A 13592-nucleotide genomic window follows, 5' to 3' on the forward strand; every position below is an offset into this window, starting at 1 on the left:
CCCCCGGGCGGAGTCCGGGGGGAGGCTTCGGCATGTCCCGCGCCCACAGTGACCTCACCGTGCACGGGAGGCAAGGCCATGGGCGACAAGGCGAATGCACACCCCGGAGCCGCCGGCAGGGCTACGGCGGCCGACCACCCCGCGTCCGTACGGAATGTGGTGCTGGTCGGCCACAGCGGATCGGGCAAGACGACATTGGTGGAGGCTCTCGCGCTGACGGCGGGAGCGGTGAACCGGGCGGGCCGCGTGGAGGACGGCGGCACCGTCTCCGACTACGACGAGATCGAGCACCGGCAGCAACGCTCGGTGCAGCTCTCCCTGGTACCCGTCGACTGGGACGGATACAAGATCAATATTCTGGACACTCCCGGGTACGCCGACTTCGTCGGGGAGTTGAGGGCCGGTCTGCGAGCGGCGGACGCGGCCCTTTTCGTCGTCTCGGCCTCGGACGGCGTGGACGGCTCGACCCGGATGGTGTGGGAGGAGTGCGCGGCCGTCGGAATGCCGCGGGCCATCGTGGTCACCCACCTCGAATCGGCCCGGGCGGACTTCGAGGAGATGACCCGGATCTGCGCCGAGGCGTTCGGCGGGGACGACCCCGACGCCGTACTGCCGCTATATCTGCCGCTGCGCGGCCCCGAGGCGCCGGACGGGCACGCGCCGGTGACCGGCCTGATCGGACTGCTCACCCAGCGGCTCTTCGACTACTCCTCGGGGGAGCGCAAGGAGGCGGAGCCCGGGCCCGACCAGCAACCGCTCATCGACGAGGCCCGCAACCGGCTGATCGAGGGGATCATCGCCGAGAGCGAGGACGAGACGCTCATGGACCGCTATCTCGGCGGCGAGGAGATCGACCTCAGGACACTCGTGCAGGACCTGGAACGGGCCGTGGCACGCGGGAGTTTCTTCCCGGTGCTGGCCGCGGCTCCGGCCGCCGAGGGCGCCCGGCAGGGGCTCGGCACGGTCGAGCTCCTCGAACTGGTCACGGGCGGCTTCCCCACCCCGCTGGAGCGCCCGGCACCCACGGTGACCACGCCGGACGGCGCCGCGCGCGAGGTGAAGGCCTGCGACCCGGACGGACCGCTGGTCGCGGAGGTCGTGAAGACCGCGTCCGACCCGTACGTGGGCCGGGTCTCCCTGGTCCGGGTCTTCTCCGGAACCCTGCGCCCCGACGCGACGGTGCACGTCTCCGGGCACGGGCTGACCGACCGCGGACACGAGGACCACGACGTCGACGAGCGCATCGGCGCCCTGTCCGCGCCGTTCGGCAAGCAGCAGCGCGTCCTCAGCCACTGCATCGCGGGTGACCTCGCCTGCGTCGCGAAGCTGAACCGCGCCGAGACGGGAGACACGCTTTCGGCCAAGGACGACCCGCTGCTCATGGAGCCGTGGCAGATGCCCGATCCGCTGCTCCCGCTCGCCATCGAGGCGCACAGCAAGGCGGACGAGGACAAGCTCTCCCAGGGACTCGGGCGGCTGGTCGCCGAGGACCCCACGATGCGCCTGGAGCAGAATCCGAACACCCACCAGGTCGTCCTGTGGTGCCTGGGCGAGGCGCACGCCGACGTCGCCCTGGAACGGCTGCGCAACCGGTACGGCGTGCAGGTCGACGTGGTCCCGCACAGGGTCTCCCTGCGGGAGACGTTCGCCGGCTCGTCGGCCGGGCGCGGACGCCATGTGAAGCAGTCCGGCGGGCACGGCCAGTTCGCGATCTGCGAGATCGAGATCGAACCGCTGCCCGGCGGCTCGGGCATCGAGTTCGTGGACAAGGTCGTCGGCGGCGCCGTGCCGCGGCAGTTCATCCCGTCCGTCGAGAAGGGCGTGCGCGCCCAGGCCGCCAAGGGCGTGGCCGCGGGCTATCCGCTCATCGACGTACGGGTCACGCTGACCGACGGCAAGGCGCACTCGGTGGACTCCTCCGACGCCGCCTTCCAGACGGCGGGCGCGCTCGCCCTGCGCGAAGCGGCCCGCGACGCCAAGATCCATCTCCTGGAGCCGGTGGCCGAGGTGAGCGTCATGGTCGGCGACGACTACGTGGGGGCGGTGATGAGCGACCTGTCGGGGCGCCGCGGCCGGGTCGTCGGCACCGAGCAGGCGGGCGACGGGCGCACGCTCGTACGGGCCGAGGTACCGGAGATCGAGATCGGGCGGTACGCCGTGGATCTGCGGTCCATCTCGCACGGCACCGCGCGTTTCGACCGGCGTTACGCGCGGCACGAGCCCATGCCGCAGCAGATCGCCGACCGGCTGCGCGAACAGGAGCCGGGTGCCTGAGGGTTGAGGCTTCGTCCGTCGGCGGGCGGCTTCCGCCGTCCGCCGACGGATGTCGGTCGCGGCCGTTACCCTGAGAACCTGATCAAGACGATGACCTGATCAACAGGTGTGCGGGACACCGAAGTCGGGAAGGCCGCAGGAGCGGGTGCGGCGGCGATGGGGGCGGAAGTGGCGTTCGACGGTTTCGATTTCACTCCCGGGGCGCAAGTGCCGCTCACGGGCTCCGCGGGGCAGACGGCGGCGAGCTTCGCCCTGGCCTCTGCGGCGTACCGCGACAATCCGGTGGAGGAGATCCTCAAGGCCGACAACGAATGGCACAAGTCCACGGTCAAGGCCGGCCGGATCAAGCTGTTCGCGCCGAATCTCGGCGAGGCCTTCGCGGGGGCCGTCACGGCCCGCATGCTGGGCACGGGCCGCAAACCGCTGATCCAGTCCTTCGGCACCGAGCCGCAGGTCGTCGTGGAGCACTGCCTCGCGGCCACCAACATCCGCCGGGACCGCGACAACTGGCTCTCGGCCGTCATGGTGCTCTGCGGGCTGCTGTTCCTGCCCGGACTGCTGGTGTGGCTGCTGGTCTTCCAGATCCGTACGCAGATCGCCAAGCGCGAGGACAAGCGCGCCTCCGCGCTCGGCACCACGCTCCTCGTCGCCGTCGGCGCCCTGGCCGTCCTCTTCCTCCTCCGCATGCCGTTCACCGGCTTCTGGGCCTGGTACGCGCGCGCCGCGGTGGTCCTCCCGGTCGTCGGCTGGCTGTGGGCGAAGCAGATCTGCGAGCGCACGGCGAAGGATCTGCGGGCGCGCTGGGACAGCCTGCTGTCGGGCGGCGGCATCGGCGCCAAGATCCCCGAGGCGGTCCCCGGCAGCCCCGGTGAGACGGCGGCGGAGCGGCTGCGTCAGGCGCTCGCCCGGCTCACCGCCGAGCAGCAGTCCAACTCGGTCTTCTACGCGGGCCCCAAGGGCATACTCGGCATGGGCACCCGCTGGGGCAGCTGGCAGCTCGCCGAGGACCTGGTGGCGCGGGACGCGGGCAAGGAGATCCACCCGTTCCGCAGCTGGGACGTCATCCGCAACATCCACGACCAGTTGCGCATGCTGGAGCGCGGTCCGCTCAACACCGGTGGTTTTCCGGCGCCTTCGATCAAGCACTGGATCGTCACGCCGATCGGCGAGAACGCGAACGCGGTGGCCCGGCCGGGCGGCACGGATGTGGACGCCTACACGATCAAGACGCACGCCGTGCAGGACATCTGCAACAAGCAGCAGTTCGGCAGCGGCGACCGGCACTATCTCGGGGTCCAGTGGACGCTGTGGGACGGCCAGTTGATCATCACCATGATGATCACGGTGACCGTGCTGCACCAGACGCTGCGCATCGAGGTGACCGGGCATGCGCTGGGGCCGGTGAACTCGCTGTTCACCACCAAGCCGGAGGCCCCGACCAAGGAAGTCGCGAAGGCCGTCAAGTTCTGGGAGACCCGCAAGGTGAGCCTGCCGCTGGTCACCGCGGACGAGGTCGTGCGGCTCGCGGCGCGGGCCCCCCTGACCTGGTATCCGCCGCTTCTGAACTGGCTCGGCGGGAGTCTGGAGCTGCCCGAGCCCTTCGGACTGCGGCACGCCTGGGCCGATCAGCCGTGGCGGCACCGTTTCATGGCGGACGACGCACTGCGGGCCGCGACGCCCGTGCTGCGCGTGGTGCACTCGGCGGCGATCAAGGTCCTCGAGGAGAACGGCGTCGACACGGAGAAGTTCGGCAACCGCTCGGCCTTCCTCAGCACGTCGGTGCAGGATGTCTCGCCGCGCAAGGCCGACCTGTACGACGCGTAGATCCGGCCCGTACGACGCGCAGAGCCGGCCGGAACGGCGCGCGGCACCGGGCGGCGGGGCCCGCGGGCCGACCGCACGCCGTCGGTCCCGCGAAGGACGGGGCGCCCGCAGGAGGCGCCCCGTGCCGGACTACGCGGTGGGCCAGGCCTCCGCCAGCATCTTGCGGGTGTCCGCGAGGAGTTGCGGCAGGACCTTGGTGTGGCCGACGACCGGCATGAAGTTGGTGTCGCCGCCCCAGCGGGGGACGATGTGCTGGTGCAGGTGGGCGGCGATGCCCGCGCCCGCGACGGTGCCCTGGTTCATGCCGATGTTGAACCCGTGGGCGCCGGAGGCGGTGCGCAGGGCGGTCATGGCCTGCTTGGTCAGCTCACCGAGTTCGGCGGTCTCCGGCACGGTGAGGTCCGTGTAGTCGGCGACGTGACGGTAGGGCACGACCATCAGGTGCCCACCGTTGTACGGGTAGAGGTTGAGCACCGCGTAGACCTGCTCCCCGCGCCTCACGATCAGCCCGTCCTCGTCGGACTTGGCCGGAATCGAGCAGAAGGGACAACCATCGTCGGCCCCCGGACCGGTGGGCTTGTTCTCGCCCTGGATGTAAGCCATCCGGTGGGGCGTCCAAAGGCGCTGGAACGCGTCCTGCGTTCCCACTCCGATCTGCTGCTCCGGCTCACTCGTCATGTGTTGCAGCATATTGCTTCGCCCGTTCGCGGCGTGTCGGCGGGTGTCACGCAAAGGGGCCTGCGGCGAAGCTGGGGCCATGGACGACGACAGCCCCATGACCCGCTGGGAACAGCGGACCGATCTACCACTGAGTGTCGCGTCGATGCTGTTCCTCGCCGCGTACGCGGTCCATGTGCTGGCGCACGGTATGTCCGACGCGGGGCGGGACGTCTGCCTCTCGGTGATCATGCTCACCTGGGCGGCGTTCCTCGTCGACTACCTGGTGCGCTGGCGGCTGAGCGGGCAGGGCCTCCCGTTCGTCCGGAAACACGGGCTGGACACCCTGGTGCTCGTCCTGCCGCTCCTGCGGCCACTGCGGGTCGTCAAGCTCTACGACGCCGTGCTGAGGCGCCGCGGAGAGCCTCGTCTCACGCTGCACGCCCGGGTGATCTTCTACGCGGGCATCGCGGTCCTGCTGCTCGGCTTCGCGGGTGCCCTCGCCGTCTACCAGGCGGAGTACGCGGCCCCGCACGCGACGATCGTCACCTTCGGCGACTCGGTGTGGTGGGCCGCCTCCACGCTGGCGACCGTCGGGTACGGGGACGTGACGCCGGTGACACCCCGGGGCCGCACGATCGCGGTCGCCATGATGGCGTGCGGTCTGGCGCTGCTCGGCGCGGTGACGGGGTCGTTCTCGTCGTGGCTGCTGCAGTTGTTCTCGCGCGAGGGCGACGAGAGGCCGCCGGGGATCTGAGCTCCCCGGCGGCCTCTCGTCGCGTGCGGACAGCGGTGCACGGCCCGCTCCGATCAGACCTGCGCGCGCTCCTCGACGACCTTCGCGATCTTGGCGATGGCCTCGTCGAGCGGGATGCCGTTCTCCTGGGAGCCGTCGCGGTAGCGGAAGGAGACGGCGCCGGCCGCCATGTCCTCGTCGCCCGCGATGACCATGAAGGGCACCTTCTGCTTCTGCGCGTTGCGGATCTTCTTCTGCATCCGGTCCGAGGAGGCGTCGACCTCGACCCGCAGACCCTTCTTCCTGCCCTCGGCGGCGAACTTCTGGAGGTACTCCACGTGCGCGTCGCCGATCGGGATGCCGATCGCCTGGACGGGCGCCAGCCAGGCCGGGAACGCGCCCGCGTAGTGCTCCAGGAGCACGGCGAAGAACCGCTCGATGGAGCCGAAGAGCGCACGGTGGATCATGACCGGGCGCTGCTTGGTGCCGTCGGGGCCGGTGTACTCCAGGTCGAAGCGCTCGGGCAGGTTGAAGTCGAGCTGCACGGTCGACATCTGCCAGGTGCGGCCGATGGCGTCCTTGGTCTGCACGGAGATCTTCGGGCCGTAGAAGGCGGCGCCGCCCGGGTCCGGGACCAGCGGGAGACCCTGCTTCTCGGCGACCTGGCGCAGCGTCTCGGTGGCCTCTTCCCAGACCTCGTCCGAGCCGACGAACTTCTCCGGGTCCTTGGTGGACAGCTCCAGGTAGAAGTCGGTGAGGCCGTAGTCGCGCAGCAGGTTCAGGACGAAGGTGAGCGTCTTGTCGAGCTCGTCCGCCATCTGCTCCTTGGTGCAGTAGATGTGCGCGTCGTCCTGCGTGAAGCCCCGGGCACGGGTCAGGCCGTGCACGACGCCCGACTTCTCGTACCGGTACACGGTGCCGAACTCGAAGAGGCGCAGCGGCAGTTCGCGGTACGAGCGGCCGCGCGCGTCGAAGATCAGGTTGTGCATCGGGCAGTTCATGGGCTTGAGGTAGTAGTCCACGCCCTCGTCGAGCTGCATGGGCGGGTACATGCCGTCGGCGTACCAGTCCAGGTGGCCCGAGGTCTCGAAGAGCTTCCCCTTGGTGGCGTGGGGGGTGTAGACGAACTCGTAGCCCTCCTCCTCGTGCCGGCGGCGCGAGTAGTCCTCCATGACCCGGCGGATGATGCCGCCCTTGGGGTGGAAGACGGCGAGGCCGGAGCCGATCTGGTCCGGGATGGAGAACAGGTCCAGCTCGTTGCCCAGCTTGCGGTGGTCGCGCTTCTCGGCCTCGGCGAGGAATTCGAGGTGCGCCTTGAGCTCTTCCTTGGAGGGCCAGGCGGTGCCGTAGATGCGCTGGAGCATGGGGTTCTTCTCGCTGCCGCGCCAGTACGCGGCGGCGTTGCGCATCAGCTTGAACGCCGGGATGTTGCGGGTGGTGGGCAGGTGGGGACCGCGGCAGAGGTCCTTCCAGCACAGCTCGCCGGTCTTGGCGTCGAAGTTGTCGTAGATGGTCAGCTCGCCGCCGCCCACCTCGACGTCCGCGCCGTCGTCCGAGGAGGCGGAACCCTTGATGCCGATGAGCTCCAGCTTGTACGGCTCGGCGGCGAGCTCCTCGCGGGCGTCCGCGTCGGTGACGACACGGCGGGAGAAGCGCTGCCCGCGCTTCTGGATCTCCTGCATCTTCTTCTCGACGGCCTTGAGGTCCTCGGGCGTGAAGGGCTTCTCGACGTCGAAGTCGTAGTAGAAGCCGTCCTTGACCGGCGGGCCGATGCCCAGCTTGGCGTCGGGGAAGAGCTCCTGCACGGCCTGGGCCATGACGTGCGCGGTGGAGTGGCGCAGGATGTTCAGGCCGTCCTCGGAGGAGATCTCGACGGGCTCGACCTCCTCGCCGTCCTGCACCTCGTACGCGAGGTCCCTCAGCTCGCCGGCCACACGGGCCGCGACGATGGTGCGCTCGCCGGTGAAGAGGTCGGCGGCCGTAGTGCCCGTCGTCACCACGCGCTCTTCCCGCTCGGAATCGCGTTGGATGATCACACGGACGTCTGACACCGGACTCTCCTGACTGAAGGGGTCCACACCACATACGGCATGGCATGGCAATGCCCCGAATCCTACCGAGCCCGGGGTGCCCTCCGCGAAACGGTTGTGGACAGTACGGTCTCGGTCCTCCCCGTACGCGCGCCTCAGTCCTCGCTGCACGCCTCCTCGAAGAAGTCCAGATTCTCCTGGAGCGACTTCATCAGCCGGTCCCGCTCGGCCTCGTCGACCTGTACGGGGACGACGCCGGAGGCGTCCGTGAGCCTGCGGAAACCACCGCGGCTCTCCAGCCGCCCGTGCACCCGCACCGGCAGCCCGACCAGATGAGCCTGGCCCGCTATCCGGTACGCCTCCTCGTCGAGGGTCATCCGCACGTGCGGGACCTCGGCACCCGCGAGGACCCGCAGCCGTACGGTGCCCGCGCCGCGCGGGCCCGACCTGCGCATCCGGACCACGGCGCCGGTGACGCGCACGGGCACGGACGGCTCCTCGCGCAGATAGCGGGCCCCGGCCTCGCGCAGGACGGGCAGGTCGCCGGGCGAGAACTCGACGGGCTCGGCGGGGTTCGCGCCGCCCTCGGGGACGCCTGCGGCGGGCGACCACTCGACGGTGATCCGGGCGCCCTCGGTGCCGCGGACGAGGGCCACCAGGGCTTCCATCAGTTCATGGCTGACGCCCGCCTCGACGGCCGCGTCGAAGGCCTCCATGCCGCCGGTGGCCCGCTGGTAGTCGATGGCCTCGCGGGCGGCGCACAGGGCCTCGTGCAGGCGTACGGCGAGCGGCCGGCCGGTGGCCACGGGCACGAAGGCGGTGAGGCGGCGGCCGCCCGGGTCGGCGCCGACCAGGAGGTTCTCCAGGGAGGCCGCTGCGGACCTGCGGTGGCGGGCGCCGTAGTAGCCGGCACGCGCGCGCGTCGCCAGGGCGCCCGCGAGCAGCATCTGGCGGGCGGCGGCGCGCAGGTGCTCCTCGACGGTCCAGGGCGCCGCGCCCACGGGACCGGTCGGCACATCCCGCCACCAGCGGATCTCGTCGCTGGGCACCGCGAGGGCGACGAGCACGTCGCGGGCGGACGGGGAGGCGCTGCGGGCGAGCGCTACGAGGGCCTCGCCAAGGAGGTCGTCGCTGTCGGGGAAGGCCCGGTTCTCCGGCACCAGCAGGCTGGTGCCGCCGCCCCCGGGCCCGGGTGGGGTCCAGCGGCCGTACCGTCCGGCCGCTCCCCCGCGGCGCTGCCAGCCGTGCCGGCGGAGCAGTGCGCCGAGGACGGCGGGGTCGACCTGGTCGGGGGTCGGCGGATCGTTCCAGAAGGCTTCGGCGGGGTGCGGCCTGACCGGCCGGAGCACCTCGTCGATCGGGCGGTGTGTCATGGTCTGCCTCCCGTCCCGACCCTCGTCATGATCTCGCAGAGGGCCCGGTCGTCGAAGATCCGGGCCGTCGGGACGCGGACGGTGGTCCGGCTCCGGCCCGTGATGGCGTGCCCGGCGAGGTTGATCCAGTAGCAGCAGTGCCGCAGGTCGAGCCGGTCGTGGCCGGCGCGCAGCCAGTCGTCCTGGGATCTGGGCACGAGCATCACGACGAGGATCTTGTGCACCGAGACCGGGGTGCGCGCGAGCTTCGCCAGGTGCTCGTTGTCGAGCGTGAAGGAGAAGGCGGGCCCCGGAGGATTGGGCGGTATCTGGTACGTGCACTTGAGCTGCACCTTGATGGTGACCTCGTCGTCGACGGTGTGCCCGGGGGCGCTGTGGCTGACGTGCCAGTCGATGCCGTTGTCGGGAAACGGCTGGGACAGCGAGCAGCCCGCGGCGGCCGCGACGGCGTGCAAGTAGCCCACCTGCAAGGTCTCCATGCAGGCGGTGGTGGCGAGCGATCCGCGATGGGGTGCCGTCCGCTGGGGCAGCAGCCCGCCCCGCTCGGGCTGCGCGAGTGCCATGAGTCCAACAGCCTTCCAGGCTTGGTGTATCCCCGCGACGAGTCGCTGAACTGCAAAGACCCGTACCTCTGTTGTCTCCTTCCGGCGTACGGCGCAAACAGCCCGGGTATCACCAAACGGGCAGAAGACGGTGCGTCAGCTGCCGTGGGTGAACGAGGAGTTGTGTGCGTATGACGTGCTGGTACGAGGGCCCTTTGGCCGCGTTCGACACGGAGACCACGGGCGTGGACGTCGAGACCGACAGGATCGTGTCGGCCGCCGTCGTCGTCCAGGACGCCGCGGGTGCCCGTCCGAGGGTGACCCGGTGGCTGGTGAACCCGGGAGTGCCGGTGCCCGCTGGGGCGACGGCGGTGCACGGGCTCACGGACGAGCATCTGCAGCGCAACGGCCGCTGGCCGTCGCCCGTGATGGAGGAGATAGCCCGGGAACTGGGCGAACACGCCGCGGCGGGCCGCCCGCTCGTGGTGATGAACGCCCCGTTCGATCTGACGCTTCTGGACCGGGAGTTGCGCAGGCATCGCGCCTCGTCCCTCGACCACTGGTTCGAGCCGACATCGCTGCGCGTGCTCGATCCCCGCGTCCTCGACAAGCACCTGGACCGCTATCGCAAGGGGCGCCGCACCCTGACCGATCTGTGCGCGCACTACGACGTGGTGCTGGAGGGCGCGCACGACGCGGCGGCCGACGCGCTGGCCTCGATGGAGGTCGTCCGTGCGGTGGGGCGCCGTTTCGCGGCCCGGCTGGAACGGCTGTCGCCGGCCGAGCTGCACACGCTCCAGGCGGTGTGGCACGCGGCACAGGCCCGCGGGCTCCAGGCCTGGTTCGCGCGCAGCGGCTCTCCGGAGGCGGTGGATCCGGCGTGGCCTCTGCGCCCGGAACTGCCGGCGGCGGCCTGACCAGGGGCGATGCCCGCGAGCAAACAAAAAACCGGTCCGTCGGTGACGGACCGGTCTTCTCCGGGTGGGCGATACTGGGTTCGAACCAGTGACCTCTTCGGTGTGAACGAAGCGCTCTCCCACTGAGCTAATCGCCCGGGAACGGACTGAACAATACAGGTCCCGGCGGGTGGGGTTCAAACCGCTTCGAGATGGGCCCTCAGTCCGCGCTGTCCCGCACGCATCATCAGGGCATGGTTGGCGCGGAAGAAGGGGCGTCCCGGCACGGCGAGCCGCCGCAGCAGCGGCGTGGTCACGCGCACTTCCTGGTCGTACCGGGCACGGGTTCCCGGGCCGGTCGCGTCGAAGGTCCAGCGCGCCCAGCCGTCGAGGTCGCCCGACATCGCGATCTCCAGGACACCCGCCGCCGGGTCCCGGCGGACCGCGCCGGCGGTGAAGGTGATGTCGTACGGCAGGACCGAGCGGACCCGTATGACGCCGGTGTCGTCGTCCACGCGGGTCACCTCGCGCACCTGGGGCCACCAGCGCGGGTAGTTCTCGGCCCGCTCCAGGACCGTGTACACGTCCGCGGGTGGCGCGGGCAGCTCCCAGACGCTGTGAAAACCGTAGTGGGTCCAGTCCATGGAACGAGTCTTCCCAGCGGCGGACGGATGTACCGACGGCGTCCGTCCGCCGATCTGAGTACGGCGTGAGTACCCGCACTCATGCCCGGCGACGTGACCGGCACCACACTCCGGAGTATGACCCAGATCCCGTCCCCGGCCGAGGAGTTGCGGCTCCTCGACGCCGAGCTGCGGCAACTCGACGCGCGCCGGACCGTGTTGCTGACCCGCCGCGCCTGGCTGGTGCACGCGCTCCGGCCGCCCGTACGGACCCCGCCCCCGGCACCTCCGACCCGTCGGCCGGAGGCCACGGCACCCGGTGTGCAGAACGTGCTGCTGGTCCTCGGCGGCATCCTGCTGACCATCGCCGCCGTCGCGTTCACGCTGGTCGGATGGGGCCACCTGGGGATCACGGGGCGGTCGCTGGTGCTCGGCGCGGTGACGCTGGCCGCGCTCGGCGCGCCCGTGCTCCTGCTGCGGCGCGGGCTGCGCTCCACCGCCGAGTCGCTGGCGGGGCTCGGCCTCGCGCTGACGGTCCTGGACGCGTACGCGCTGTACGCGGTCGCGCTCCCCCGTACGGACGGTCTCGGCTACGCGGCGATCGCGTCGGCGGTGCTGGCCGCCGTATGGGCGGCGTACGGACTCGCGGTGGGCGCCGCGCACCGGACGACGGACGCGCGGACGGCCGCCACGGGCACCCCGGAGCCGTCCGCCGCGGGCGCCGGACGGCAGCCGGCCACGAGCGGCACCGGACGTCAGGCAGCCGATACCGGACAGCTGGCGGCCGGCACCGGAGTGCGTGTGCCGCTGCGGCTGCCTCTGCCCGCCGCCGTGGTCGCCGCGCAGTTCCCGCTGGTCCTGTGGGCGGTGGCCGCCGCCGCGGGCGCGCACGCCATCACCGCCGCCCTGCTGGTCACGGCGGCGTTCGACGCGGTGCTCGCGCTGCGCATGCCCCTGAAGTCCGTCCGCGTCGTCGCCGTCGCCGGGGCGTACGGCCTGGGCGGCTGGGGCACCTTCGCCGCCGGCTGGCTGTCCTGGACGGCCGCCGGCCCGAGCGCCGCCGCCCGTGCGGCGGCGCTCCTCCTCCTTGCCGCGTCGATCGCCCTGACAGCGGCGTGGGGCGCCCCGAAGCCGGGCGTCGCGACGGGCACCGCGACGGCCGGGGGCCTGATCACCGTCGTCGCGTTCGGCGGCGTGCTGCGCACGTCCCTGCCCGGAGAGTGGACGGTTCCCGGTCATCTGGTGTGCGGGATCGCCCTGTTGGCCGTCGTACGGACGGGACTTCCCGAGCCGGTACGCCGTGGGGTCGCGCTGGCCTCCGGCTGTGTGCAGGCCCTCGCCGTGGCGTGGACGCTGCCCGTGGTCGTGATCACCCTGCTGGGACCGGTCGGCCTGCTGGGTTCGGTCTGGTCGGGTGCTCCGGCGACCGCGCGCGACGCGCCGGCCGGCGATCTGCCCTGGCCCTCGGACGCGGTCACGGCACCGCTCGTCCTCGCGCTCGTCGCCGCGGTCCTGATCGTGGCCGTCCGCGCCGCCGAGTGGCGCCCCCGGGCCCTGATCTGCGCGCTGACGCTGACGTGGGCGACGGTGTTCGTCCTCCCGGCGACCCTCGAACTCCCTTACCTGGCCGCGCTGTCCGTGCACGGGCTCATGACGGTGGCCTTGCTCGTGTACGCCCGCCGGACGCACGCCCCGTTGGCGGCACTGCTGCTCGCGCTCCTCACCTCGGTCAGCCTCGCGTTCCTCGCACTGGCCTCCGAGGCCGCGACCCTGACGGTGCTCGCCGCCCTGGCCGCCCTGTTCGCGGCCGCCGCCCCGCGGCCCGGCCTCGGACCGGTCGCGGCGCCCGCCTCGCTCGGGTACGCCACCGCCCTCGCCTGCGCGGCGGGTGCCTCCCTCGGCCTGCGGCCCCAGCACATCGCGCTGCTCGTGCTGGTGGTGCCCGTGGTCGCGGCTCTCTCGGCGGCGCGCGTCGACGACGTGCCGACGAGGGTGTCGGTCGAGGTCACCGGTGCCGTCGCGGGGCTGGTCGCCATCGCGCTCACGGTCGCCGATCCGGCCATGCTCGCCACGGTCCTGGCCCTGTGCGGGGTGATCGCCGCGGGCACGGCCGTACGGGAGGACCGCCGCCCCGTCGGATACGCGGCCACCGCGCTGTTCGTGATGGCCGCCTGGGTGCGGCTGGCGGCCTGGGGTGTCGGCTCCCCGGAGGCGTACACGCTGCCGGTGACCGTTCCGGCGCTGCTGGTGGGAGCGCTGAGGCGCCGCCGGGACACGGCGGTGTCGTCGTGGACGGCGTACGCTCCGGGGCTGTCCGTGACGCTCGTGCCGAGTCTCCTCGCGGCGTGGGGCGACGCGCACTGGCCGCGCCCGCTGCTGCTGGGCGCGGCGGCGCTCGCCGTCACCCTGCTGGGTGCCCGGCACCGTCTGCAGGCTCCGCTGGTGCTGGGCGGCACCGTGCTCGGGCTGGACGCCCTGCACGAACTCGCCCCGTACATCGTCCAGGTGGTGGACGCGCTCCCCCGTTGGATGCCTCCCGCACTCGCCGGTCTGGTGCTGCTCGCGCTGGGTGCCACGTACGAGCAGCGGATCCGCGACGCACGGCGGGTGCGGGAGGTGCTGGGGAGGATGGACTAG

10 protein-coding genes and 1 tRNA gene are annotated in these 13592 nt (G+C 71.7%); 5 read left to right on the forward strand and 6 right to left on the reverse strand.

Annotated features, from left to right (window positions below; translation table 11 throughout):
- Nucleotides 1–78 precede the first annotated feature (78 nt).
- Both ACWD68_RS09485 and ACWD68_RS09490 read left to right on the forward strand, forming a co-directional pair.
- Nucleotides 79–2274, forward strand: coding sequence for an elongation factor G-like protein EF-G2 (locus tag ACWD68_RS09485; protein WP_451805885.1), 2196 nt, complete (start codon nucleotides 79–81; stop codon nucleotides 2272–2274).
- 156 nt (nucleotides 2275–2430) lie between these two features.
- Nucleotides 2431–4098 (forward strand): hypothetical protein, encoded by a 1668-nt coding sequence (locus tag ACWD68_RS09490; protein WP_451805886.1) that lies wholly within the window; start codon nucleotides 2431–2433, stop codon nucleotides 4096–4098.
- Nucleotides 4099–4227: 129 nt separating this feature from the next.
- On the opposite strand, the gene ACWD68_RS09495 is transcribed toward ACWD68_RS09490, so the two are convergent.
- Nucleotides 4228–4788, reverse strand: a complete 561-nt coding sequence (locus ACWD68_RS09495; RefSeq protein WP_451805887.1) for an HIT family protein — start codon at nucleotides 4786–4788, stop codon at nucleotides 4228–4230.
- Between the two features lie 67 nt (nucleotides 4789–4855).
- On the opposite strand from ACWD68_RS09495, the gene ACWD68_RS09500 reads away from it, so the two are divergent.
- Nucleotides 4856–5512 carry a potassium channel family protein gene (locus ACWD68_RS09500; protein WP_451805888.1) on the forward strand — a complete coding sequence of 219 codons (657 nt, stop codon included), beginning with the start codon at nucleotides 4856–4858 and terminating at the stop codon, nucleotides 5510–5512.
- A 53-nt stretch (nucleotides 5513–5565) separates the two neighbouring features.
- On the opposite strand, the gene thrS is transcribed toward ACWD68_RS09500, so the two are convergent.
- The 3 genes from thrS to ACWD68_RS09515 form a co-directional block, all read right to left on the reverse strand.
- Entirely contained in the window at nucleotides 5566–7542 is a 1977-nt protein-coding gene (gene thrS / locus ACWD68_RS09505) for a threonine--tRNA ligase (protein WP_451805889.1), read from the reverse strand.
- 134 nt (nucleotides 7543–7676) lie between these two features.
- Complete coding sequence (locus ACWD68_RS09510) at nucleotides 7677–8894, reverse strand: hypothetical protein (protein ID WP_451805890.1); 1218 nt, start codon at nucleotides 8892–8894, stop codon at nucleotides 7677–7679.
- Nucleotides 8891–9457: a DUF4365 domain-containing protein gene (locus tag ACWD68_RS09515; RefSeq protein WP_451805891.1), complete on the reverse strand. Its 567-nt coding sequence runs from the start codon at nucleotides 9455–9457 to the stop codon at nucleotides 8891–8893. Before ACWD68_RS09515 ends, ACWD68_RS09510 begins: the two co-directional genes overlap by 4 nt.
- 170 nt (nucleotides 9458–9627) lie before the next feature.
- On the opposite strand from ACWD68_RS09515, the gene ACWD68_RS09520 reads away from it, so the two are divergent.
- Nucleotides 9628–10353, forward strand: a complete 726-nt coding sequence (locus tag ACWD68_RS09520; RefSeq protein WP_451805892.1) for an exonuclease domain-containing protein — start codon at nucleotides 9628–9630, stop codon at nucleotides 10351–10353.
- A 65-nt stretch (nucleotides 10354–10418) separates the two neighbouring features.
- On the opposite strand, the gene ACWD68_RS09525 is transcribed toward ACWD68_RS09520, so the two are convergent.
- Nucleotides 10419–10490, reverse strand: a tRNA-Val gene (locus ACWD68_RS09525).
- A gap of 39 nt (nucleotides 10491–10529) precedes the next feature.
- Complete coding sequence (locus tag ACWD68_RS09530) at nucleotides 10530–10976, reverse strand: SRPBCC family protein (RefSeq protein WP_451805893.1); 447 nt, start codon at nucleotides 10974–10976, stop codon at nucleotides 10530–10532.
- Between the two features lie 117 nt (nucleotides 10977–11093).
- Between ACWD68_RS09530 and ACWD68_RS09535 the strand changes: the two genes are divergently transcribed.
- On the forward strand, nucleotides 11094–13592 hold the full coding sequence (locus ACWD68_RS09535; protein ID WP_451805894.1) for an SCO7613 C-terminal domain-containing membrane protein: 2499 nt from the start codon (nucleotides 11094–11096) through the stop codon (nucleotides 13590–13592).

The organism is Streptomyces sp. NPDC005141, assembly GCF_053599975.1.